Genomic DNA, 25,006 nt, shown 5'->3' on the forward strand with positions numbered 1-25,006 from the left:
GTTGGTTGTCCGTTTACGCGGCCTTTTCCACGTTAGGGTTGGACGAGTTCGCTGCCCCAGGCATCTGATGGGAGAACACGAGCCTCCACAATGTCTGGGATTCGGCGGCAGCCATGGCCCCCACCACTCCGGGACCGAAGGACAGAGCCGACGCGGGCAGTCCGGTCATTTGCGCCACGTTGATCAGATTTCCAAAACTACAGGCTTCGTCCAATTTCGTCCAGATGATGCTTTTGACCAGGTCCGAACGGTACCTTTCCCATATGGTACGGTAGTGCGGCGTTGAGAAATAGGGGGTGAGCGTCAAGTGTATGGCCACGTCGTCGCGCAGGGCCAGGCTTCTTTCCCCTGTCCATTGGCCCAGGCTCTCGCCCTGGAGCATGGCCGGGAGGTCCACGAAGATCACGTCAAAGTTTCGGCAAGCAAGAAGCACTTTGACGAAATCCTCGGATTCCGGGGCTTCGGCATAGGTCAGGCCGGAAAGCTCGGCGTAGCGTTTCAGGATTGCCTTGCCACCCGCACCACGGCCATCACAGTTGAGGATGCCTATGCGCTTGTCCGGGGAGGCCTTCTTGGCGGCAACGGCCATGCGAAGCAGTGCCGTGGTCTTGCCGGAACCTGAGGGTCCGGCCACCATCTGGAATTTCTCCGTGAACTGGCCATAGGGCTTTATCCGGGCAACCTTGCCAAGTTCAGTCAGCAAGGACGCCCCGCGGGCGTTTTGGAGCTGGCGGAAGAGGCCGAGCATGATGGGTTCCTCGACGCCTTCGCGTTCGAGGTATTCCATGGCCATTTTTTGACGGGGAGGGAGGCTGTCCAGGTTCATGTGGGGTTTGAGCAGGGCCGAAAGGTGCCCCTTCATCTCGCACCACTCCCGTTCCCACCCGGAGTGCGAGACCAGCTGGGCCGCGCCGGGAGCTCCGTCCGCAGAAGGCTCCGGAAACCCCTGGTCGGGTTCCACCGCGGCCATAATCTCGCAGATGGTTGAGCCGTCTTCCCGGCGTGTCTGGTTGGAGAGGATCACGGCCTCGGGGCCGAGTTCCCTCTTGATCTGGGCCATCACCTGGGTGGTGCTGGAACCTCTGAATGTCTTAACCCGCATGGCTCAGTCCTATGGTTGCTAGGGATTGCAGCCTGATTTCCGCCGGTATTTCCGCCTGTGAGATCACCGGGAGCGTCGGGAGGAACCTATTCAAGAGCTGGGCCAAGTGCGGCCTGGTTGCGGGAGCAACCAGCAGAACGGGCTGGCCTTCGCTGACCAGGGCCTTTTCCATTTGCTGGTTGATGCTGGAGATAAGGTTCTGTGCGGAGCCAGGGTCCATGGCCAGGAACGCGCCGTGGTCGGTCTGGCGGATCGATTCCTGAACCATGCCCTCCACGGATGGAGCCAGGGTGAAGATGGGCAGGGTGGAATCGCTTGTGAGAAACGGCTTCACGATGGACCTGCCCATGCGCGAGCGCACGTACTCGGTGAGCTGGTCTGCATCCTTTGTGGACAGGCCGTAGTCCCCCAACGTTTCGACTATGGTCAGCATGTCGCGGATGCACACGCCTTCGCGCACCAGATTCTGCAGCACCTTTTGCAGCACTCCGAGCGAGAGCACGCCGGGAACGAGTTCCTCCACGGCCTTGGGGGCGCGCTTGTGGAGGTTGTCCAGCAGCGCCTGCACTTCCTGGCGTCCGAGGAATTCGTGGAGGTTGCGTTTGAACACCTCTGTCAGGTGCGTGGATATCACGGTCGACGGGTCCACCACGGTGTAGCCTGCCAGCATGGCCTCTTCCTTGGAAACCTCGGGAATCCACAGCGCGGGCAGGTTGAAGGCAGGCTCGCGTGTTTCCACTCCCTGGATGCGCAGCTTCGCGTCGCCTGGGTCCATGGCCAGGTAGTGGTCGATGAGAATCTCCGCGGAAGCCACTTCGTTGCCTTTGATCAACACGGCGTACTGGCCGGGCTTGAGCTGCAGATTGTCGCGCAGATGCAGCGACGGAATAATCACACCCATGTCCAGGGCGAACTGACGCCTGATTGAGCGGATGCGGGCCAAGAGGTTGCCGTTCTGCTCTTCGTCCACCAGCGGGATGAGGCCGTAGCCCACCTCCAGTTCCAAGGCGTCCAGAGGCAGGAGTTGTTGCACTTCCTCGGGAGTTTCGAGTTCCTGGGGGGCGCTTTTTTCGGCCTGTTGGCCGTCGGCGAGGATGTCTTGCTGCTTCTGGCTCACCCGGGAGAGCCCGAAGAGCAGGACGGCAAGGATAGAGAAAGGAATAAGGGGCATGCCCGGAACAAGCCCGAAGACGAAAAGCATGCCGCTGACCAGTTGCAGCGCCTTGGGATGTCCGGTGAGCTGGGCGATGAATTCCTCGCCCATCTTAGCCTCGGCCGCGGCCCGGGACACGATGAGGCCTGCGGAAACGGAGATGATGATCGAAGGGATGATGGAAACCAGACCGTCGCCGATGGTCAGGATGGTGTAGGTGGATGCGGCGAGCTTCCAGTCCATGCCCTTTTGCAGCACGCCAATAAGGAAACCGCCCACGATGTTGATGACCGTTATGAGCATTGTGGCTTTCACGTCACCGGAGACGAACTTGCTCGCACCGTCCATGGCGCCGTAGAAGTCGGCTTCCTTGCGTATCAGCTCGCGGCGCCTGTTGGCTTCCTGTTCGTTGAGCAAGCCGGCGTTCAAGTCCGCCTCGATGGCCATCTGCTTGCCTGGCATGGCGTCCAGGGTGAAGCGTGCGGCCACTTCAGCGATGCGCGTGGTACCGGCAACGATGACGGTCTTGTTGAGCGAGAAGAGGATCAGGAACACAACTATGCCGATGACGTAGTTGCCTCCCACCACGAATTCTCCGAAGGATTTGATGACCTGGCCGGCAGCCCCGGTGCCTTCGTCTCCATGCAGGAGAACAAGGCGGGTGGAGGCCACGTTCAGGGCCAGGCGCAGCATGGTGGTGACCAGAAGAAGCGATGGATAGATGGAGAATTCCAAGGGCGAAGTCATGAACATGGAAGTAACCAGAACCACCAGGCTCACCGATATGGACAGGGTGAGCATAAGGTCGATGATAATGGTCGGCACTGGCACAAGCATGACGAACAGGATGATCACCACGCCGAAGGCCAGCATGAAGTCGCCCTGCTTTGTGAACTTGGCGTAGTCGAAATTCACTGCCAGTGATTTTGCCATATCTTTGACACCTTTTCGGTTTAGCGTTGTCCACGCTTACGGAACTTATCAAGCTGGGCCAGCACCGCGGCCACCGCCTGGAACAGCGCCTCGGGAATCATCTCGCCGATCTCGGCATCTTTATACAATGCCCGTGCCAGGGGCTTGTTCTCGCGGATGGGAATGCCGTGTTCGCGGGCGACTTCCTTGATTCTTTCAGCCATGTGGTCCGCGCCCTTGGCCAGCAGGATGGGCGCGGGCGCCAAGAGCGCGTTGTATTGAAGAGCAACGGCGATATGCGTGGGGTTGGTGATTATGACGTCGGCTTTGGGAACATTCTTGAGCATGCGCTTGCCCATGACCGCGAACATCTTCTGGCGCTGCTTGCTTTTAATCTCCGGGTCGCCCTCGGCGTTTCTGGCTTCATCCTTGACCTCGCTCTTGGTCATCTTGAGGTTTTCCTCATAATCCCAGCGGGTGTACCAGGTGTCGGCCACCGCTATGAGGATCATGGGCACCATGGAATACCAGAGCATGGTCATGGTGTTGGTCAGGATGTAGGCGGCCAGACCCTGGGCGTTGGCGTAGAAAAGCGGCATGAAGTTGCCGAACTCGTTCTTGAGCACCAGATACGGCGCCACGCCGATGGCCAAAGCCTGACCCACCTGCTTGGCCAGCCGGACCAGGGTCTTGGGGTCGAGCATGAGCTTCTTTATGCCGGCCATGGGATTGAAGAGCTTTTCGAAGCTGAAATTCTCCCAGGGCAGCACCCACAGATTGCCCACCTGCAGGCGCAGGACGAGATAGGCGGTGGCAGTGAGGATGATGAGGGTGGGCAACAGCATCTTGGCCATGCGCCAACTCAAATCCTGCAAGAGAATGTTGACGGTGGTGGTGGTGATGGTGAGCTTCATCCCGTCGGTCAGGAACCATCGGAATATCTCGCTCATCTCGCGTTCGTATATGCCTAGCGTATATTTCGTGGCCAGCATGCCAAGCAGAAGCGCGGCCACTTTGGGCAGCTCGGCGCTTTTGGGTACCGATCCCTTTTTACGTGCGTCTCCCCGGCGTTTCGGGGTCGCTTTTTCTGTTCTTCCCGGTTCTCTTTCGGCCATTGGCGTCTTAGTGGAGAATGGGCCTGTTCATCACCGCCGTGAACATCGGGCCCAAATCCGACAGGTAGTCCCCCACGAAGTGGGAGAGGGCGGTGAGGGTGAGGGTCATGAACAGAAAACCGACGCTTATCTTCACGGGAAAGCCGATCTGAATGACGTTCATCTGCGGCGCGGCCCGGGAAACCAGGGCAAGGGCCAAGTCCACAAGGAAAAGCGATGCAAGCACTGGTGCGCTTATTTTTAGGGCCAGGACGAAGATTTCTGCGGAGAACTTGAGTACCGAATCAGCCAGTGCCGGGGTGATGAAAAGCCCGCCCGGAGGCACCAGTGCGAAGCTTTCGGCAAGGCCGGAGAGCAGGAAGAGGTGCCCGTTCATGGATAAAAACATCAGGATGGTGCACTGGTAGAGGAGCTGGGCAGTGACGGATTCGGACGTGCCGGTCATGGGGTCTAAGACGTTCATCATGGCAAACCCCATGGAAAAGCCCACAAGGTGGCCGCCGGTCATTACCGCGGCGAAGAGAAAACGGATGATTATGTCTATGACCAGCCCAAGCACCAGCTCACCCATCATCATGAGAATGAGTCCAAGGGCGTCCAAAGGCAGAAGACTTCCGGGGAAGGAGAGCCTGGGCCAGATGGAGACGCTCAAAACGAGGCAGAAGGCGCCTTTGACGGCGTTGGGGATCGAGCCTGCACCAAAAAAAGGCAGCATGAACACAACGATGCTCACGCGCATGATCGTCAAAAAAAAGCTGTAGAATTGTGAGGCGTTGAGATTGAAAAGCTCCATGCGACGCTGACTAGCAATTCCCAGGCCAGCCTGGGCGTCGGGTGGAGCTAAGGTGACAGTCTGTTCCTGGTTGGTTCCCTGACATCTGCTTCCATTGTCCTGGAAGCACCGGGTTCGCCGGTCCGGACGGATGACGGCGCTGTGGCGGAGAGCTGGTCTGGCGGAAGATATGTGATCGAGGCTGAGTGATGCTCTCCGGGGGGCCAGGAGTCATTCAGCTAGGGGAGATATTTTTTCGGATCGACCGGGATGCCGTGCAGGTGAACCTCATAGTGCAGATGCGGGCCGGTGGAGCGTCCTTCCTGCCCCACGGAGCCAATGTCCTGGCCACGTTCAACACGTTCGCCGGCTTTCACTTCAAGGCGCTGCATATGGGAAAACGTGGTCACGTAGCCTCCGCCATGCTCCAGCACGACGGCCTGGGTCCCCTCGGCGTCCTCGCCCGCAAAGGAGACCATCCCCGGGGCCGGGGCCCGCACGGGCGATCCCGCCGGAGTCATGATGTCCACGCCTTTGTGGAACTCTTCCTGACCGGCGAAGGGCGAGAGCCGGACTCCGAATTCGGAGGAGATGATTCCTTGCGCGGGCCAGGCATCCGGCGCGGTGCCCATGGGGGAGGGGTTTCTTGCGAGAATATTTAAGATGGGCTCCGAATCGACGACCTTCATTTTCACCGGACGATTCAAGGCGCGGATATAGGCCGCCTGGATCTCCATTCGGTTGAGCAAGGCTATCTGGTCGAGGCGCTGTTCGCCGCCGTCGCCAACGCCCTGAGCCACGTGTCTGGCTCCTTTGTCCAGCTTGATCATTTCCCGCAGGCTTGAGTCGCCCGCGCGAAGCCGCTCCACCCCGTCTTCGGCCTCCTTGGTCTTGGCCGCGACGCGTTCCAGGGCCTGGGCGCGAAGGGTTGTGGATTTGACGAAATCCTCCAGTTCCTCTTCGTAATATGGCTTCATCAGGGTTGCGGAGAGCCACCAGATGTTGCCTGCCAGCACCAGGGCCAAAAGAACCGTGGAGGCCCAAATAAGGCGTGTTCTGGGGGCGATGCGGGTATAGAGGTTGCCTTCGTCGCGGAAGATCTCAAACTTTGATGAATCGGGCATGGTGTTCGTTCTTTTGTGCTGAATACAACGCGGAACAAACAGGCTAGGTCGGGGGCTGGGCCGTGTCAAGCTGCCAGCGGGTGAGCGCGCCGAAGGAGTTGGCCCTGAACCGCTTATCCTTGGCGAACATGTCCTTCAGCCATATTTCGAAGTCGGCGCGGCGGGTGTTCCCGGCCGAAGGGCAGGGGTTGGCCCAGATGGGCAGGTCCCACTGGCGGGCGGCCCGCTTGATGTGGTCCTTCTCCACGGTGAGCAGGGGACGTATCATCCGAAGCTTGCCCTGGAAGAACGGCTCTGAGGCGGAGAGCCCTTGGACCTTGCCGGTCTGGAAAAGGTTCATGAAAAAGGTGACCACCAGATCGTCGGCATTGTGTCCCATGGCCAGGTGCGTGAGCTTGTAGTGCTCGCACAGCTGGAAAAGCCGGGTGCGCCTGAGCATGGCGCAGAAGAAGCAGGCCGATGCCTTGCGGTTTTCAGGGGAGTGCGCCCGTGGTCCGTGGTCCGTGCTTTCGGCGTGCAGGGCAACTCCGTGTGAAGCGCACCAGTCTATGAGAGGGGCATGGGAAGCATTGTCGAAACCGGGATTCACATGCAGGGCCAGAACATCGAACTTGAAGGGCACGATGCGCTGGCGCAGGCGCAAGACGTTCAACAAAACGAAGCTGTCCACGCCTCCGGATACGGCCACGCCCACCCTGGAACCGGGCTCGAGCATGGAGAGCTGGCGCATGAGCTTGCCGGCCTGGCCCACGCACATCTTCTGGGCATAGGTGGATTTTTCTTTCTTGACGCGTTTGAAGGACATGTTGACCTCGCTTGAAACGGCAGCGGGGTGTATCCGGGCCCGGCCCGGAAGGCAAGCGGTTACGAACAGACGCCGGTTCTTAATTTGCGCCGGGCTTCGGCCTCGGCGTTGCGGCGGCGGTCATCGTCGGTTTCGAGGATGAGGGCCGGGGCCGGTGTGGGTGCGCCGCTGGTGTCCAGAGCCACAAAGGTGAGATAGGCCGAGGCGGTGTGGCGGATATCGCCGGAAAAGAGGTTCTCGGACTCCACCCGGACACCGATCTCCATGGAGGTGCGCCCCACATGGTTCACCTGGGCCCGAAACGTCACCAGCTCTCCCACCCGGGAGGGAGCCAGGAAACACACCTGATCGATGGCCACGGTGACCGCGTTGCCCCGGCAGTGGCGCATGGCGGCCATGGCAGCGGCGGCGTCGATGTGTTTCAAGATCACGCCGCCGTGGATGGATCCGTAGGGATTGGCGTCCTGGGGAAGCATGGCCACGGAGAGTTCGGTCCGGCTTAATGAAGCGGGCTTGCCAAGTGTCACGGGCTCGTCCATATGGGGGGCTCCGGTTACTCCGTCCTGAGCGAGGTGTCGCTCCGGAGTTGAGTCGTATTGTTATTGACCGCACCCTGAAATGAAGGGGCGCACTGGTACGTATACCTACTAGCCCAGGCCGGGGGCTCGCGCAATCCCGGCCATTTTTCGGAGGACGATACATGGAACCCGTGAATTCCGGCGCCCCGTGCGCCTTGTCCAGGCACGGCGGTTCCTGGAACGCGTCCCTGGCCGTCGATCTCGCCGACAGGCCCGGCGCCTTGTCCGATCTCGCTTCCCTGGCCGGGAGGTTCGGGGTGAACATCGAGCGCCTGCTGTACGACAGGGGCACCCATCCCAATCGCGTGGAACTGGAACTCTCCTGCGAGAGTGCCGTTCTGGCCGCAAAGGTGCTGGACTCCCTGGCCACGCGCGGGCTCCTGGATCCCTTGCCCGGAAAGAGCGGAGAACCTGAACTGATCACGGATGTGGCTGGTGTGCTCAGCTTCAAGGTGGCCCTGGAGAACAGGCCCGGGGCCCTTGCGGCCTTGGCTGGTCATTTCAAGACGCTTGAAGCCAACGTCATCCACATGTCCTACGACATCTCCAAGGACCGCGAGATGGCCGAGGTCTCGGTGGCCACCAGCGGCGCCCGCCAGGTGTCGTCCTTGCTGGGGGAATTGACCAGGGCCGGCTACCACTACCATGTGCTCTGGCGCGGCGGGGACGATTCCGACGTGGACGAGGCCCTGGGGCTTTCGGGAGTGGAGGCGTTCCTGTTCAAGCTCAGGCACGTGCTGCCTTCGGAGCGCATGAACACGCTGGAGGAGCTCTTCAGCACGTCCCAGGCGATCCGCCAGGCCCTGGCCGATTTTCGAAGCGCATCAGGAGTTTCCGGGGAGGCCCTGGCCGCATCCGAGGTTTTTTCCAATATCCTGCGGCTGGCGGCCATGGCCGTGGGAACCACCGGCGAGCGTTTCACCCTGCGCCTGACAGGGCCGGTGCGCGTGACCCTGGGGGTGAGCCTGTACATGATCGCCTGTCCGGAGGGGGCCAACAGCTACCTTCTGTGCCACAAAGACGGGCTGGCCATGCTCGACACCAACTTCGGCGTCTATTTCGAGGACGTCATGGCCTGGCTGGCCTCCCATGGGTTCGATCCCGCGCGCATCGACACGGTGCTGGCCACGCACCCGGACGCGGACCACGCCGGCTGGACCGGACGTCTCCAAACCCGGTACGGGGCCAGGGTGCTCATGCACCCGGAGAGCGCAAGGGTCTTTGCCGAAGAGGACAGAACATTGGGCAGGGGCCCTCTCAAAGAGATCAACGGGCCGTTTACCCGCCTCGTGGTGCGGCTCTCCGATCTCGTTCCTCCCCAAAGGGTTGACGCTTTCGAACCCGCGGGAGGCAATTACGGGGGGTTCCCGGTGATCGGAAAGGTGCGTGTGGCTGATCTTGAGCTGTTGGTCTTGGAAAGCCTCGGAGGGCATTCGGCCGGACAGGTGTTCTACTTCAACCCCTATCTTGGCATCCTGTTCTCCGGCGATTACTTGCTGGACGCGGCCAGCCTGTCGCCACGGGAACGCGAAGCGCTGTCCGTGCACAAATCGCTTCTCACCAGCACCAATGCGGATTCGACCATTTTCAGCAAGGAGATGGGGATGCTGCAGGCGCTCATGAAGAAGACCGACGCTGATCTGTCCGCCAAGGGCAAGCGGGCCATGGTCTTTCCGGGGCACGGCGATTTCTACGGGGTGGAGCAGGCCGGATGGTAGGGGTCATGCATCGGGGTCACGGGCCGCGATCGCTTCGCACCTGAGCTGGCGGAGCAGTTCTCCGGATTTCTCACCCAGATCGCGTTTGTCGTCAGGCAGCTTCACCTTGCGGATGGCCCGCAGATCCCGCTTGGCCCGGCGCAGAAGGGCAAGGTCCTGGTTCTGGCTGTCCGCGGCCGCAAGCTTGAACATCCTTGTGGTGAGCCTCTTGGCTTCCATCCTCAAAAGCAGGTCCACCTTGGTGCCCGTGCGCAATCTCTCGTAATCACTCACCAGCATGTGCTCACCGGCGGCCATCATGCCAGCGTCGATGAACGATCTGGGCAAACGCAGCCGCAAACCAAGCGTTTGCGCCAATCCCACGCCTGCCTTCTCGTGGCCGTGGTGGCTGGGCCAGACTTCACGTGGGGTGAGAGTCTTGCCCAGGTCATGGGCCAGGGCCATCCAGACGGCGAGCGGGTCCCCTGCCAGGCGGTCCATAATTTCGCAGGTGTGGCCGAACACGTCCTTGTCGTGGTGTTCAGGCGGTCCCGCAGGGACATCAATGCAGGCGAGCAATTCTCCGAACCAGGGTGCGAGGCAGTTCGTGCGTTCCAAAAGCTCGAAGAACCGCGACGGGCATGGCGCGGCCAGGGCTTTGGACACTTCTCGGCCCACCCGCTCGGCGGCGTGATCATGGAGCAGGCCTTCCGCAGCCGCAACGCGCATCTGGGCCAGAAGTTCCGGACTGGGCGAGAAGTTCGGGAATTGGGCCGCGAACCGGGCCGCGCGAAACACTCGCACCGGGTCGTCCTTAAGCGAAGATGGAGAGCAGGGCCTCAATACTCCGGCCTGGAGATCGGTGATGGCCGTGGGGTGCGCGTGCAGCATGCCGCCTTCGCCCAGGGCAATGGCATTGATGGTGAGATCGCGCAGAAGGAGGTCCGCCTCGAGCGAGCCGCCTCGTGGCCAAGCATATTCGCTGCCGTCGAGGATGAACACCGGAAAGGACTTGCCCACCAGGCGGGCCGTGGGATACCGCCCTGTGAAGGCGGCTTGGTCAGCGTGGTCCACGAGGTAGTCGCGGTCGGTGACGGCCCTTCCGAGAAGGATGTCCCGCACCGCGCCGCCAACCAGATATATTTCCATGGAGGTTTCCAATCCGTGACGCAGCTTCAAGGTCCCCGGGTGCCGGGACCAGGCGTGCTCCTTTGGGCGAAGGGGCGTGAGGAGCTGGCTGATCCTTTGACTCCCGAAATGTTGGCCGGATGTCATCCTGGCTGGAGCGAAGATGCGCGTAGACTCGGACCTTGGCAAGAGGTTTCGGTCCCGTGGTGCTCCGCCTGCGAGCAGGAGACGTGGTGGATTTCGGGCGGGAAGGCCAGAGGCAGAACCGTTGTTTGCGGACCGTGCTCGTCGAGTTTGGACGTGGCCCGTCCGTTGGCCGAAAATGGCATGATCGAACCCTGGGATTCGGTGCTTGCGGTATCCCAGTGGTCCGGGCGCGGGCAGCTGCGCCGCCAGTGGCATTCTCCCCCCGGAAATCTCTATGCGACGCTTGTTCTGCCTCCGGTGGAGCCGGACTTCGACAGCCTGTTGCCTTTGATTGTCGGATACTGCCTGGCGGGTTTTTTCCTGGGAAAGAAGGCGGAGGTCCGCATCAAATGGCCCAACGACATCCTGGTGAGCGGGGTCAAGGTGGGCGGCGTTCTGGTGGAGGAGCGGCGCGGCGTGCTCCTGGCCGGTATCGGGATCAACCTGGCGGTTGCTCCCGCCCCAGCACTTCTGCGCGAAGAACACGCCGTGCCTGCTGGGGATTTGCGGTCCTTGGGCCTTGCGTCCACACCTTTGGGATTGTGGCTCGAACTTGTGGATTTTATGCGAATATGTTATCAAACGAGTCTTACCCAGGGCCCACCCCGTAGCGTGACGTCTTTGATCGAGCCGCATCTGTGCTGGCTCGGCCAGGAGGTCTTGGTCCGGGAGGGTGGTGAGACCCCCTGGCCCGCGCGTGTTCTCGGGCTTGCCCCGGACGGGGCGCTCCGGGTCAGGCCAGCAGGTAAATCGGACGAGCGGCTTCTCACCTCCGGCAGCATCTGGCGGGCTTAAAACCCCCCGTAAAAGCATTCAGGTTAGGTATACCCTCATGGCCGTTAAGACCTTTCAGGACGTTCTCAAAGAAATTCAGGGCAAAAAGATACTCGTCGCAAACCGGGGCATAACCGCCCGGCGAGTGCTTCGTTCCATTCGTGAACGCTTCCAGGCCGTACCTGTGCTCACCGCCACCAAGGTGGACATGACCTCCCCGTCCGTGGCCGGGGCGCACGAACTCATCCTTCTGGGCGAGGACCCCAGAGCCTATCTGGATCTGGACCTCATCATCCGCGAGGCCAAGGCCCAGCGCATCTCCGCCATTCACCCGGGCTGGGGGTTCGCCTCCGAGGATCACGCTTTCCCCAAAAAATGCGCCGAAGCCGGGATAGTGTTCGTCGGCCCCACCTCCGAGGCCATGAACCTTTTGGGCAACAAGGTCGCTGTTCGCAACGTGGCCAAGGAACTCGGAATCCCCGTGGTGCCCGGGTCCGAAGGCGCGGTAAGCGTTCCCGAGGCGCGCGAGATCGCAAGCCACATCACTTTCCCCATCATGCTCAAGGCCGAAGGCGGCGGTGGCGGGCGCGGCATCTACGTGGTGCACGAGCCCAAACAGCTGGAGGAGGCTTTCTCCAAGGCCTCGGCCCTGGCCCTGGCCAGCTTCGGCAATCCCCGTCTCTACGTTGAGAAGTACCTGCGCAGCGTGCGCCATATTGAGATTCAGGTCATCGCCGACAAGCACGGCAACGTGCTGGCCCTGGACGAGCGCGACTGCACCGTGCAGCGAAACCACCAGAAGCTCGTGGAGATCACCCCGTCGCCTTGGAAAGGGATGACCACTGAGCTTCGCGAAAAGCTCAAGGACTGGTCCGAAAAGCTCATCAAGAGCGTGGGCTACTACTCGCTGGCCACGGTCGAGTTCCTGGTGGAGCCCGACGGCACTCCCTACCTGATCGAGGTGAACACCCGGCTCCAGGTGGAACACGGGATCACCGAATGCCGCTACGGCATCGACCTGGTGGAGGAGCAGATCGCCGTGGCCTTCGGGGCCAAGCTCCGCTACACCAAGAACAACACCAAGCCCTACAACTGGGCCTTGCAGGTGCGCATCAACTGCGAGGACCCGCGCGCCGGGTTCACCCCCAACGCCGGGCTCATCACCCGCTACATCTCTCCCGGCGGTCCCGGCGTCCGCCTGGACTCGTGCATCTCCGCGGGCTACGAATTCCCCTCCCAGTATGATTCAGCGGGCGCGCTGCTCATGACCTACGGCCGCTCCTGGGAGAAGGTGCTCGGCACCATGGACCGGGCTCTGCGCGAATACATCGTGGGCGGGGTGAAAACCACCATTCCCTTCCATCTGCAGGTGGTGAAAAACGCCCGTTTCCGTTCCGGCGACTACGACACCAACTTCATCGCCACCGCTCCCGACCTGCTCGAATACCGCGACGTGGAGCCAGAGGCCTTCCGCCTTGCCCGGCTCACGGCCGAAATTTCGGCCAAGGGCTACAACCCCCACGTGCAGCTGGGCGAATACCGCGGCCGCCAGGACAAGCGCGTCGGCCGCTTCAACCCGGCCATGCCCATCCTGGACCACAAATCCTGGAACGCCCCGTACCCGCGCGGAGACCGCCAGGCCCTTCTGGACCAGATCCGCGATTCGGGAATCGTGCACTTCGTGGACACCACCACCCGCGACATCACCCAGTCCAACTCCGGCAACCGCTTCCGCCTGGCCGAGGACGCCCTCATAGGGCCCTACCTGGACAACTGCGGGTTCCTTTCCCTGGAGAACGGCGGCGGGGCGCACTTCCACGTGGCCATGATGGCCAACATGACCTACCCGTTCACCGAGGCCGAACAGTGGAACTGCTTCGCGCCCAAAACCTGCAAGCAACTGCTCATCCGCTCCACCAACGTGCTTGGATACAAGCCGCAGCCCAAGAACCTCATGCGCCTGACCGGCGAGATGATCTGCGAACACTACGACATCATCCGCTGCTTCGACTTCTTGAACCACATAGAGAACATGCTCCCCTTCGCGGAGGTGGCGCTCAACTCCAAGGGCAACATCTTCCAGCCCTCCATCTCGCTCTCGTGGGCCAAGGGCTTCGACGTGCCGCATTACATGGGCGTGCTTGAGGACATCCTGGAGATGTGCGCCAAGGTGGCCGGGGTTTCCAAGAAGAAGGTCTCCAAGATCATCATCCTCTGCCTGAAGGACATGGCGGGCATGTGTCCGCCGCGTTTCGTCTCCGCGGTGGTGAGCGCCATCCGCGCCAAGTATCCCGATCTGGTGATCGACTATCACCGCCACTACACCGACGGCCTGTTCGTTCCCGCTGTGGGCGCGGCGGCCAAGGCCGGGGCGCACATCGTGGATGTGGCCATCGGCGCGGCAGTTCGCTGGTACGGCCAGGGCGAGGTGCTCTCCCAGGCCGCCTACATCGAGGACGAACTGGGGCTCAAAACCCACCTGAACAAGGAGATGATCCGCACCTGCGGCTTCGCGCTCAAGCAGATCATGCCCTACTACGACCGCTATACCGCTCCTTACTTCCAAGGCATCGACTACGACGTGGTGGAGCACGGCATGCCCGGCGGGGCCACCAGCTCGAGCCAGGAAGGAGCCCTCAAACAGGGGTACATCCACCTGTTGCCCTACATGCTCAAGTTCCTGGCGGGCACCCGGCGCATCGTGCGCTACCACGACGTGACCCCGGGCTCGCAGATAACCTGGAATACCGCGTTTCTGGCCGTTACCGGCGCATACAAGCGCGGCGGCGAACGCGCGGTGCGCGACATGCTGGAAGTGCTCGACGCAACCAGCCAGCACCAGGACGAGTGCATCACCCAGGCCTGCAAGGCGGACCGGCTCATGCTCTATGCGGACGCCAACGACGCCTTCCGCCAGCTGCTTCTGGGCAAGTACGGCAAGCTGCCCTTGGGGTGGCCGCCGGACTGGGTCTACGAGTCCGCTTTCGGAGCGGAGTGGAAGACCGCCATTGAGCAGCGCACCACGGAATCTCCCCTGGCTTCGCTCAAGGACATGGACCTCTCGGCCGAGTTCGAATCCCTGGCCAAGCGTTTGCAGCGCGAACCAACAGGCGAGGAATTCGTGATGTATCTGAACCATCCTGGCGATGCGCTCAAGACCATCGAGTTCAAGACCAAGTACGGCGACCCCAACCGCCTGCCCTTGGACGTGTGGTTCGAGGGCCTGGAGCCTGGCCAGGAAGTGTTCTTCGAGGACTCGCGCGGCAAGCCGCACACCTTCACCCTGCTCGACATCTCCGCCCCGGACCACCAGGGCATGAGCGTGGTGCGCTACGTGTTGGACTCGGAAATCCTGTCGCATCAGGTCAAGGTGGCCGAAGCCGTGGGCGGCCAGACCGGCCAGGAAGTGGCCATGGCCGATCCCTCGAACCCCTATCACATATCGGCCCCGTGCAACGGCGACCTCTGGGTCATGCACGTGAGCCCAGGCGACTTCTTGAAGCCCGGACAAGAGGTGTTCAACATCTCGGTGATGAAGCAGGAGAAGTCCGTTCTGTCCCAGGTGGAAGGCGTGGTGAAGCGTGTGCTGAAAAACGCCGACTACTTTGAGGACAAGAAGATGGTCCCGGTGAAAGAGGGCGAACTGCTTGTGGAACTCATGCCCGTGAGCAAGGTGTGCCCCGGTTGCAAAGAGCCCCTGGCCACCGAGGACTTCCACTATTGCCCCTGGTGCGGGCATGGAATGGAGTACACGGATTAACCGGGTTTAACTTGCTCGCCGGTTCCCGCGTCTGATAGCTCGTAGATCATGAGGTTGGCGTCGCGTACGACGCTGTTTGGACATTCCTAAGGAGGACTCGAATGGCTAAAGCCGCTCCTAAAGCTCCCACCAAGGAGAAAAAAGACTTGACCAAGAAGCTCATCCTCACCGGAGCCGATATCTCCGTTATCGGCGAGGAGTCCGAGCTTCTGGTGGGGGGCAAGAACTATAACACCGCCATCATAAGCCAGGTTCCTGGCATCCGCGCTCCTCAGTTCAGGGCGGTTTCCTCCATCGCTTTCCATAAGCTTCTCGATGAGACCAAGGTCAATGCGGCTCTCATCCGCCAGACCGTGGACCACGAATATAACCGCGTCGACTGGACCAGCGAAGAGGTCAACAAAGACCCGGAATTCCTCAAGCACTTCGTTCGCACCCTGGCGCAGGAGGTGAAAGCCACCGCTGCCGAAAAGGCCACGCTCATAAAGCTTCGGACCTTCGTGAACAACGTGGTCGAGGGTTTCGCCACCTCCCCGGAAGGCATCGACCAGCTTCGCAAGCGTAGCGTTTTGGTGCAAGTGGCCATCCTCTGCGTCGAATTGCCCGAAGAAGTAGCCGAGGCAGTTCGCAGCGCCTATCAGGACATCTGCCGCGACGCCGGACTCGAAGACGTGCCCGTGGCTGTGCGCTCCTCCGCGGCTGGAGAAGATTCCCGCAAGAAGGCCTTTGCCGGACTTCAGGACACCTACTTGAACATCGTGGGCGACGACCGCGTGGTGGAAGCCTACCAGTGGGACTGCTCCTCGGCCTACAACCTGCGTTCCATGACCTATCGCCGCGAGGCCATCCTGGACGCGGTCTCCCTGGCCGAACGCACCGGCGACGACACGATAGCCGAACAGGCCAAGCAGGAATGGGCCATCGAGAACACCTCGCTCTCGGTGTGCATCATGCGCATGATCAACCCCGTGATCTCGGGGACGGCCTTTTCCGCGGACACCGCCACCGGCTGCCGGGGAACCGACCGCAGGGATCTGGTCTCCATCGACTGTTCCTACGGCCTGGGCGAAGCCGTTGTGGGTGGCATGGTCACCCCGGACAAGCTCTTCGTGTTCCAGAGCGAGGACTCCCGCGAGGTGGTCATCCGCTTCATGGGCTTCAAGGACAACAAGATCATTTACGACGAGCGTGGCGGCACCAAGATCGTGCCCGTGGACGAGCTCGAGGCCTACCGCTGGGCTTTGTCCCTGGCCCAGGCCGAGGAAGTGGCCAGGGGCGTGCGCGCCATCTCCAAGGCGTACGGCGGCATGATCATGGACACCGAGTTCTGCATCGACCAGTCCGAACGGCTCTGGTTCGTGCAGGCCAGGCCCGAGACCCGCTGGAACGAGGAGTTCGAGCAGCACCCGGACACCATCTTCATGCGCCGCATGGAAGTGGACAAGAATGCACTGTCCCGGGCCGAGGTGATCCTTGAAGGCAACGGCGCCTCCCGAGGCGCCGGGCAGGGCACCGTGCGCTTCCTGCGCTCGGCCTTGGAGCTCAACAAGATCAACAAGGGCGACATTCTGGCCGCTGACCGCACCGATCCGGACATGGTGCCTGGCATGCGCGTGGCCTCGGCCATTTTGGCCGACGTAGGCGGAGACACTTCGCACGCGGCCATCACCTCGCGCGAACTCGGCATCCCGGCGGTCATCGGCATCCAGCGCGCTGAACTGCTGCGCTCCCTGGACGGCCAGGAAGTCACCGTGGACGGCTCGCGCGGCGTGGCCTACCGGGGGCTGTTGCCCCTGGTCGCCGTGGGCGGCGAGATGGACCTCTCGAAACTCCCCGCCACCAAGACCAAGATCGGCCTCATCCTGGCCGACGTGGGCCAGGCCCTGTTCCTGTCCCGCCTGCGCTCGGTGCAGGACTTCGAAGTTGGCCTTCTGCGCGCCGAGTTCATGCTGGGCAACATCGGCGTGCACCCCATGGCGCTTGAAGCCTATGACCAGGGCACATTGAATCAGCTTGTCGACAAAAAGCTCCAGGAATACGACCGCCGCCTGACCAAGGTCATCAAGGAGCAGATGGCCGCGGGCTATATCACCCTGGACTTGAAGCTCAGACAATACGTCGGGCTGGTCACCGGTCTGGCCAAGGAACTTGAAAACCTTACAGAACGCGAGGGCGCGCGCGGCACCGACGAAGTGCTGGCCATCCACCGCCGCCTGCGCGAGCTGGACAAGAAGCTCGACGAATACCTGGGCAACGCCACCAGGCGCCTGGACGTGCTCAAAACGTCCACCAGCCTGGAAGACCACGTGGCCGTCATCATGGGCTACTGGGAAGAATTAAGCGACACCGCGACCCATGCCGACGCCGTGAAGCGCCGCATGGAGGTCAAGGCCCACGTGGGCGAGCGAGCCCAGGCCGTGGCCAAGGAACCCTTCATCATCGAGACGCTGGAGAAGATCAGCCAGATGCGCGCCGAGATCGCCCGCCAGGTGGGCATCCAGCGCGACATGGAAGAGGTCCGCACCCTGCCCGGCCGCATCTCCAAGCAGCTGCGTTCGCGCGGCTACCGCACCGGCAAGGAACTCTACGTCCAGACCCTGGCCCAGAACCTGGCGCTTTTCGCCATGGCTTTCTACGGCAGGCCCATCATCTACCGCACCACTGACTTCAAATCCAACGAGTACCGCAACCTTGTCGGCGGCATGCTCTTCGAATCCTTCGAGGACAACCCGATGCTGGGTTACCGCGGCGTTTCCCGCAACATCCACGACTGGGAGATCGAGTCCTTCAAGCTCGCCCGGGGAGTGTTCGGCGGCAAGAACCTCCAGATGATGCTGCCCTTCGTGCGCACCCTGGAGGAAGCCCGCAGCACGCGCCGCTACCTGTCTCGCGTGCACAAGATGCGCTCCGGCGAGGACGGCCTGAAGATCCACCTCATGAGCGAAATCCCCTCCAACGCCATTCTGGCCAAGGAGTTCATCGCGGAGTTCGACGGCTTCTCCATCGGCTCCAACGACATGACCCAGATGGTGCTGGCCACCGACCGCGACAACCCGAGCCTGAAGCACATCTACGACGAAGAGGACCCGGCCGTGGTCTGGGCCATCCTGGTGACCATCTTCACCGGACAGAAGATGGGCAAGAAAGTGGGCTTCTGCGGCCAGGGCGTGTCCAACAGCCTCATCCTGCGCGGCCTGGTGTCCATCGCGGGCATCGTGAGCGCCTCGGTGGTGCCCGACACCTACTACCAGACCAAGTTCGACGTGGCCGCCGTGGAGGCCTTGAACATCCCTGTGTCCAGGCTTGGCGGCTGGCTCTCCGAGCAGCACCTGAACAGGCTGCACGAGCTCTTGAAGGCTCACAAGTACGAGCACATCCTGAAGAAGTACAAGTCGTCCAAGGATCTCGACGAATGGTACGAGGGCGAACTGACCAGGCTGTGCACCCAGCTGCGCGACCACCTGGACACCCCCAAGGAGGGCTTCTACCGTCAGGAGCTGGAGAAGTTCCGCGCGGCTTTCCATAAGCCCGTTATCTATGCCGCCTGGGACTGGGAGAAGACCGTGGGCGACGCCCTCTACCACGCCGGCTTCAGCGACTGGGAAGAGCAGGCCACGGCCATGGAAGCGCAGAGGAAGAAGACCTGGTAGAAGTAAAGATTAGCTGGAGGGGAAAGCCTCCGGCGGCCAAAGGGGCAGCGCCCCTTTGGAATCCCAATAGAGCAAAAAGGCGGCCCGAAGGCCGCCTTTTTGCGTGGGTCTGAATGCGCCACTGGACGGAACCCCTTCCAGTGGCCATACTCTGCCGATGCCCCGCACGCCCATAAGCCAGCCCGATTTTCTCCCAATGAGCCGTTCCGAGATGGAGCGGCTGGGTTGGGACGAGCTCGACGTCCTGCTCGTCACTGGCGACGCCTACGTGGATCATCCGTCCTTCGGCGCGCCGCTTCTTGGGCGCTGGCTGGTTTGCCACGGCTACAAAACCGGCATCGTGGCCCAGCCGCGCTGGGACGAAGTGGACGACGTGACCGCCATGGGCCGCCCCCGCCTGTTCGCCGGGGTGACTGCGGGATCGCTTGATTCCATGTTGTCCCATTACACGGCGTTTCGCAAAAAACGCTCCGACGACGCCTACACACCCGGCGGCCTGTCCGGAAAACGGCCGAACCGGGCCGCGATAGCCTACACCAACCTGGCGCGCCGGGCCTTTCCCGGCTTGCCGGTCGTCCTGGGCGGCATCGAGGCGTCCCTTCGGCGCATCTCCCACTATGATTTCTGGTCCGACTCGCTCAGGCGCTCCATTCTGCTGGATGCCAAAGCCACGCTTGTGCTCTACGGCATGGCCGAGCACTCGGTCCTTGCCCTGGCCGAAGCGCTTGACCGGCTGGCCGAAGAGGGTGGTGAGGTAAAAAGCGTGTTTTCCAGCATACCGGGCGCGGTATATGCCGGGAGAGCCGGGGACGCCCCCGGGGGGGCGGAACTCATGGAGCTGCCCTCCCACGAAGCCATTCTGGCTGACCCGAAGCTGCTCGTTGAAGCGACGCTTCTGCTCGAACGCCATGTTCACCAGAACCGTCAGGTCGCGGTGCAGCAGTCAGGCGACCGCCACGTGTTCATCACCTCCCCAGGGGAGGGGCTTGACGGGGCTGAACTGGACGAGCTCTATGCCTTGCCGTTCTCCAGGAAGGCTCATCCGTCCTATTCCCAGCCCATACCGGCCACGGAGATGATCAAGGGCAGCCTGAACATCCACCGGGGCTGCGCTGGCGGGTGCTCCTTCTGCACCCTGGCCCTGCACCAGGGGAGAAAAATCCGCTCCCGCAGCCGCGAGTCGGTTCTGGAGGAGGCCGGACGCCTGGCCGGGATGAAGGGATTTTCCGGAAGCATTAGCGACGTGGGCGGGCCCAGCGCCAATATGTGGGGCGGATACTGCGCGGGGGAGATGGCCGAATGCAAGCGCCCCAGCTGTCTGACTCCAAGGATATGCAAGCATTTCCGGGTGGATCAGAAGGATTTCGTCAACCTGCTTGAGGATGTGGGCGCAGTACCCGGGGTCAAGCATGTGCGCGTGGCCAGCGGCTGGCGCATGGATCTGGGCCTGGCGGACAAGGCGGCGCTTGGCAGGATGATCCGGGAGTTCACCGGAGGCCAGGCCAAGGTGGCACCCGAGCACATGGGCGGGCGAATTCTGCGGCTCATGCGCAAACCCTCCTTTGCGGTGTTTGAGCAGTTCACGGAGCTCTTCGAGCGTGAATCCGCAAGGGCTGGCAAGGAGCAGTACATCGTCCCCTACCTCATGAGCGCCTTTCCCGGCTGCACGCAGGAGGACATGCGTGAATTGGCCGGGTGGCTTAAGTCCAAAGGCTGGAAGCCGAGCCAGGTGCAGTGCTTCATCCCTCTTCCGGGAACGGCTGCAGCGGCCATGTACTTCGCGGGAACCGACCTGGAGGGCAATCCGCTCCATGTGGCAACCACCGATGCCGAGCGCCTGAGCCAGCACGCCATCTTATCCCCGGAAAGGGACAATCGTCCGGGCCGGCCCGCGCCAGCCAGATCGAGCCGGCCTGCGCCAGCGCACCCCCGTGAAGGACGCAGGCCGGACCGGGTCGGAAAACACACGTCGAATCAGGACTCGAAGCACGCGTCTGGCCAGGATGGGCGACGCCCGTCCAGTAAGGACTCGAAACGATCGTCTCATCCTGGCAAGACCCATGAACCCGGCCAGGACGAGAAGCGCAGGGCCGACCAGGACGCAAAGAGGATCGCGGGACGCGGCGGGAAGCGTCGCGGTCCCAAGGGAAGATAGCCCCGCATCTCTTGTTTCTTGCTGCTGTTTTGTTCTCGCCAAAGAAAAACGAAATCCTCACGTAACCGACTCATTTTGCGTTGCCTTTCCTGAAAAGAGTGGTATGCGGGCGATAAGACTCCGAAGTTCGTTTGTCATCCAACCGCTCAACAAGGAGGCACGGCATGCTCGGACTGTTCACTCTTCCCGTTCTGGATGGCGAGACAGGCGAAATAATCGGCATGACCCCCCCGAATATGGGCATGATTACAAATTTCGGCGCGATCTTGCGATACGAGGGGTGTGGATTCACCTTCCTGGATGATAATGGGATCGTTTCCGTGCATGACGCGGCCAGGCCCTGGGTGGAGGAGGAAGAAGCCAAAAGATGGGGGTTCGCCCCGGCTACCCGCTTGACTACCGCCATCGCGGTCTAATCTTAAGGCTTTACAACCCAGTAACCAAGACGGTGGTAACGGATGTTCATGCGCGCGACAGGCTGGTTTTTGACCCTCATCGCGGCCGGATGTGTCTGGCCGCTTGGAGATGGAGCCATGGCGGTGACTGCGGAAGAATTAAGTCCCAAGCCCGGCGAGGCCGTGGCCACATTCGCCGGGGGCTGCTTCTGGTGTACCGAGTCCGACTTCGAGAAGCTCCAGGGGGTCACCCGCGTGATCTCGGGCTACTCCGGCGGCAAGGAGAAGAACCCCACCTACCAGGATGTCTCGGCCGGAGCCACCGGCCATCTGGAGTCCATCCAGCTGTATTTCGATCCCAAGAAGGTGAGTTACGCCGATCTGGTGGAGTATCTGTGGCAACACATTGACCCCACCGACGCCGGAGGGCAGTTCGTTGACCGGGGCAAGCAGTACCGGTCGGCCATCTTCTACCACGACGAGGAACAGCGCAAAGTTGCCGAAGAGTCCAAGGAACGCCTGGCCAAGTCCGGGAAGTTCGGCAACAAGGCAATAGTTACCGAGATCCTTCCTTTCCAGTCCTTTTATCCAGCGGAGGACTACCACCAGGATTACTTCCGTAACAATCCGGTGCGCTACAACTACTACCGCTGGGGCTCCGGCCGCGACCAGTTCCTGAAAAAGACGTGGGGAGACAAGCCGGAGACCAGCAAGAGCACAAGCGAGCCTGTCGCTCCGCCCAAGCCCTTCAAGAAGCCCAGCGACGACGAACTCAAGAAAACGCTCAGCCCCATGCAGTACAAGGTGACCCAGCACGAGGGGACCGAGCAGCCTTTCAAGAACGAATACAACGACAACAAGCGCCAGGGCATCTATGTGGACGTGGTTTCCGGAGAGCCGCTCTTTTCCTCCCTGGACAAGTTCGACTCCGGCACGGGCTGGCCGAGCTTCACCCGGCCTTTGGTGCCCGGGAACATCGTGGCCAAGGAAGACAGGACGCTGTTCAGCGTGCGTACCGAGATACGTTCCAAATTCGCGGATTCGCACCTGGGCCACGTATTCGAGGACGGCCCCCCCCCCACTGGCCTGCGCTACTGCATGAATTCGGCGGCACTTAAGTTCATTCCTGTCGAGGACTTGGAAAAAGAGGGCTACGGGCAGTACGTCAAACTGTTTCAATAGGAACGCCGCATGCGAACGAGCAGGGTATTGCTGATTCTTTTCGTGCTTGCCTGGGCTGGAGTGGCCGCGGCCGCGTCAGGGGATGCTTTGTCAGGTCCCACTCTCGTACTGGCCGGCGGGGAAGGGGTCCAGGTGGCCAAAACCTACACCCCGGAACAGGGCGACGTCCGGCCAGCCCAGGGTGGAGCCATTGCGTCCTGGAGCTTCGACCCGGCGCACTGCTCCATAGTCTTTTTCGTCAAGCACATCTTGGCCAAGGTGCCGGGAAGCTTCGACGTCTACTCCGGGACCGTCCGGTTTGACCCGGCCAACCCCGAGGCCGGTTCCATAGACGTCAGCGTGGACTTAAAGAGCGTGAACACCGGCATCCAGAAGCGCGACGAGCACTTGAGGAGTCCGGACTTTTTCGATGTGGCCAAGTATCCGGCCATGTGGTTCGTCAGTCAGAAGATCGTGAAGAAGGGTGAGAACAAGTACGTGGCCGAGGGCGATCTGACCATAAAGGACGTGACCAAGCGCATCGAGCTGTCGTTCACCTTCCTGGGAACGAAGCCTTCTCCCATGGAAAAGGGGAAGCAGGTGGCGGGATTCGAAGCCACATTTTCCATCAATATGCTCGACTATCATGTGGGGGACGGCAAGTTCCAGCAGATGGGGGTGCTGGGCGAGACCGTGGACATCATCTTGAATATGGAGATGCTGCGGTAGGCTGTCTTCCGCTGCTGCCTGAAGAGGCAAAACGCTTTTTATGCCATGCGAAAGGGCCTCCGGGAGTCATCCGGAGGCCCTTGTTTTATTACTTCACCCGCTTGTACTCCACATATCCAGCCCTGGGGTTCGCACCGCCCGGCACCACATAGTAGAAAGTGAAGGCGTTCGCTCCTTCCATCTTGCCCAGGCGCAGACCCTCGGCGTGTCCGGCCAGGTAGAAGCTGACGTTGTCCTTGTCGATCACGCCGGAGAAGGAGTCCTTGCCCGGAGCCTTCCCACCCCATTCAATCGTGCCGTGGAATACGCGGCCTTCCTGCGCGGTTACCACCAGTCTGGCTGTCTTTTCTCCTTCGGCCTTGATGAAGCCGGTGCTTTTATGGTGCAGATGGAAGGGCCCCGCCTCCCATGTGCCAACCAGATTGGGTACGGCTGCCTGGGCTTGTTGGTTCAGCTTCTGTGGAGCCATGGAGGTCTGGGCCATGGCCGGGAGGCTCAGGCAGAGAGTCAGGAACGTTGCCGTAAGAAGGATTCGAATCATTTCCGTGCTCCTTGCACAAAACGGTTGGGGATGAGCTCATTATTCTGTGCCCTAACGAGCATCCCCAGTCAACGAATCTCCACCACCACCTTGCCCACGGCCTGGCCGCTGTCCAGGTAGTCGTGCGCCTGGGCTATTTCATCCAGCATGAATCGTTTTTCCGCCAGATGCGGGCGAAGTTTGCCCGCGTCAGCAAGGTCCGCGGCCAGAGAGAGTATGTCTCCGTGCCGCTCGCGGCCATCCCCGGTTAAAAGCGGCAGGAGCATGAACACCACGGTCAGGGTAAGACCCTTTGCGTGCAGCGGGGAAAGGTCGTGGCTGGAGCGGGTGTTGGTGGAAGCCACCACGCCCTTTGTGCGCACGGCCGTAAACGAGGTCTCCAGAGTGGTCCCGCCCACGGTGTCGAACACGGCGTCGAACCCCCGGTCGTTCGTAAGCCGGGCCACGTATTCGTCCACGGACTCCTGACGGTAGTTGATGATGTCGTCCGTTCCGAAGGATGAGGCCAGCGCGGCCTTGTCGGGAGAAGACACGGTAGCGGCCACGCGCGCGCCATGGGCCTTGGCCAGCTGCACGGCCACATGCCCCACGCCTCCGGCTCCGCCGTGAATCAGGACATGCTGGCCCGGAGCCACGCGGGAGCGGTCGAACAGTGCTTCCCAAGCGGTGATGGTCACCAGGGGGAGGGCGGCCGCCTCGACCATGGAAAGGGTCCGAGGCTTTTTTGCCACGAGCCTGGCGTCCGCCAGCATGTATTCGGCCAGGGCGCCGGGAATATCCCCGACGCCGCCCGGACAGCCGTATACTTCATCCCCGGGTTTGAATGGGTGGACTCCGTCGCCCACAGCCTCCACCACCCCGGCCATGTCCATGCCAAGGATGGCGGGCAGTGCGGGTGCGAAGGCCGGTTTCAGCTTGCGGATCTTAATGTCGATGGGATTGACGCTGCTGGCCGCCACCCGCACCAGTATGTGGCCGGGTTTCAGCGAAGGTTTTGGGATGTCAGCCGGGCGGAAATCCGGCTTGTCGCCAAAGGTATGCAAGAGCATGGCTTTCATGGATTCTCTCCTTAAGGCAAATGGGGTATCAAGACCCATGCCCCGCGAGTTCAGCCCGGGGAGGAGATGATACTATATGAGCCAAGCATACCAGCATTTGCGGGATAGGTCATGCGCCTTCCGGTGACGCAAGGGGGCTTAAGCGGAGTACATCATTATGGCGGATGGCCGGGGGAACCGCCGCCGGGTGGCTTCCGGTGCTCACCCGATC

At 61.6% G+C, this 25,006-nt stretch carries 18 protein-coding genes; 8 read left to right on the forward strand and 10 right to left on the reverse strand.

Annotated features, from left to right (window positions below; translation table 11 throughout):
• Positions 1–13 precede the first annotated feature (13 nt).
• The 7 genes from HY795_01775 to HY795_01805 form a co-directional block, all read right to left on the reverse strand.
• A complete protein-coding gene (locus tag HY795_01775; protein ID MBI4803944.1) occupies positions 14–1,102 on the reverse strand; it encodes a hypothetical protein in 1,089 nt (362 codons plus the stop codon).
• Entirely contained in the window at positions 1,092–3,188 is a 2,097-nt protein-coding gene (flhA, locus tag HY795_01780; protein MBI4803945.1) for a flagellar biosynthesis protein FlhA, read from the reverse strand. The genes HY795_01775 and flhA overlap by 11 nt, the downstream gene beginning before the upstream one ends.
• 20 nt (positions 3,189–3,208) lie before the next feature.
• Positions 3,209–4,282 (reverse strand): flagellar biosynthesis protein FlhB, encoded by a 1,074-nt coding sequence (locus tag HY795_01785; protein ID MBI4803946.1) that lies wholly within the window; start codon positions 4,280–4,282, stop codon positions 3,209–3,211.
• Between the two features lie 7 nt (positions 4,283–4,289).
• Entirely contained in the window at positions 4,290–5,075 is a 786-nt protein-coding gene (gene fliR / locus HY795_01790; protein ID MBI4803947.1) for a flagellar biosynthetic protein FliR, read from the reverse strand.
• 218 nt (positions 5,076–5,293) lie between these two features.
• Positions 5,294–6,178: a M23 family metallopeptidase gene (locus tag HY795_01795; protein ID MBI4803948.1), complete on the reverse strand. Its 885-nt coding sequence runs from the start codon at positions 6,176–6,178 to the stop codon at positions 5,294–5,296.
• 43 nt (positions 6,179–6,221) lie between these two features.
• The gene (locus HY795_01800) at positions 6,222–6,983 is read right to left on the reverse strand and encodes a tRNA 2-thiocytidine biosynthesis protein TtcA (GenBank protein ID MBI4803949.1); all 762 of its coding nucleotides are present in this window, start codon (positions 6,981–6,983) and stop codon (positions 6,222–6,224) included.
• A 59-nt stretch (positions 6,984–7,042) separates the two neighbouring features.
• Positions 7,043–7,522: an acyl-CoA thioesterase gene (locus HY795_01805; protein MBI4803950.1), complete on the reverse strand. Its 480-nt coding sequence runs from the start codon at positions 7,520–7,522 to the stop codon at positions 7,043–7,045.
• Between the two features lie 161 nt (positions 7,523–7,683).
• On the opposite strand from HY795_01805, the gene HY795_01810 reads away from it, so the two are divergent.
• Positions 7,684–9,279 (forward strand): MBL fold metallo-hydrolase, encoded by a 1,596-nt coding sequence (locus tag HY795_01810; GenBank protein ID MBI4803951.1) that lies wholly within the window; start codon positions 7,684–7,686, stop codon positions 9,277–9,279.
• Between the two features lie 3 nt (positions 9,280–9,282).
• On the opposite strand, the gene HY795_01815 is transcribed toward HY795_01810, so the two are convergent.
• Positions 9,283–10,407, reverse strand: coding sequence for an HD domain-containing protein (locus HY795_01815; protein MBI4803952.1), 1,125 nt, complete (start codon positions 10,405–10,407; stop codon positions 9,283–9,285).
• 279 nt (positions 10,408–10,686) lie between these two features.
• Here HY795_01815 and HY795_01820 point away from each other — a divergent pair, with 279 nt between their 5' ends.
• The 7 genes from HY795_01820 (at position 10,687) to HY795_01850 (ending at position 23,196) form a co-directional block, all read left to right on the forward strand.
• Positions 10,687–11,367, forward strand: a complete 681-nt coding sequence (locus tag HY795_01820; GenBank protein ID MBI4803953.1) for a hypothetical protein — start codon at positions 10,687–10,689, stop codon at positions 11,365–11,367.
• A gap of 37 nt (positions 11,368–11,404) precedes the next feature.
• Positions 11,405–15,106: a pyruvate carboxylase gene (locus HY795_01825; protein ID MBI4803954.1), complete on the forward strand. Its 3,702-nt coding sequence runs from the start codon at positions 11,405–11,407 to the stop codon at positions 15,104–15,106.
• 101 nt (positions 15,107–15,207) lie between these two features.
• Positions 15,208–18,756, forward strand: a complete 3,549-nt coding sequence (locus tag HY795_01830) for a phosphoenolpyruvate synthase (GenBank protein ID MBI4803955.1) — start codon at positions 15,208–15,210, stop codon at positions 18,754–18,756.
• 157 nt (positions 18,757–18,913) lie between these two features.
• The gene (locus tag HY795_01835; protein ID MBI4803956.1) at positions 18,914–20,911 is read left to right on the forward strand and encodes a YgiQ family radical SAM protein; all 1,998 of its coding nucleotides are present in this window, start codon (positions 18,914–18,916) and stop codon (positions 20,909–20,911) included.
• A gap of 164 nt (positions 20,912–21,075) precedes the next feature.
• Complete coding sequence (locus HY795_01840; GenBank protein ID MBI4803957.1) at positions 21,076–21,327, forward strand: hypothetical protein; 252 nt, start codon at positions 21,076–21,078, stop codon at positions 21,325–21,327.
• A 48-nt stretch (positions 21,328–21,375) separates the two neighbouring features.
• On the forward strand, positions 21,376–22,488 hold the full coding sequence (msrB, locus tag HY795_01845; GenBank protein MBI4803958.1) for a peptide-methionine (R)-S-oxide reductase MsrB: 1,113 nt from the start codon (positions 21,376–21,378) through the stop codon (positions 22,486–22,488).
• A 9-nt stretch (positions 22,489–22,497) separates the two neighbouring features.
• A complete protein-coding gene (locus HY795_01850; protein ID MBI4803959.1) occupies positions 22,498–23,196 on the forward strand; it encodes a YceI family protein in 699 nt (232 codons plus the stop codon).
• Positions 23,197–23,284: 88 nt separating this feature from the next.
• Here HY795_01850 and HY795_01855 read toward each other — a convergent pair whose 3' ends face one another.
• Together HY795_01855 and HY795_01860 are read right to left on the reverse strand one after the other, a co-directional pair.
• Entirely contained in the window at positions 23,285–23,680 is a 396-nt protein-coding gene (locus HY795_01855; GenBank protein ID MBI4803960.1) for a hypothetical protein, read from the reverse strand.
• A gap of 125 nt (positions 23,681–23,805) precedes the next feature.
• A complete protein-coding gene (locus HY795_01860) occupies positions 23,806–24,795 on the reverse strand; it encodes a zinc-dependent alcohol dehydrogenase family protein (protein MBI4803961.1) in 990 nt (329 codons plus the stop codon).
• Between the last annotated feature and the right edge of the window lie 211 nt (positions 24,796–25,006).

This window comes from Desulfovibrio sp., assembly GCA_016208105.1.
Taxonomy (GTDB): Bacteria; Desulfobacterota; Desulfovibrionia; order Desulfovibrionales; family Desulfovibrionaceae; genus Fundidesulfovibrio.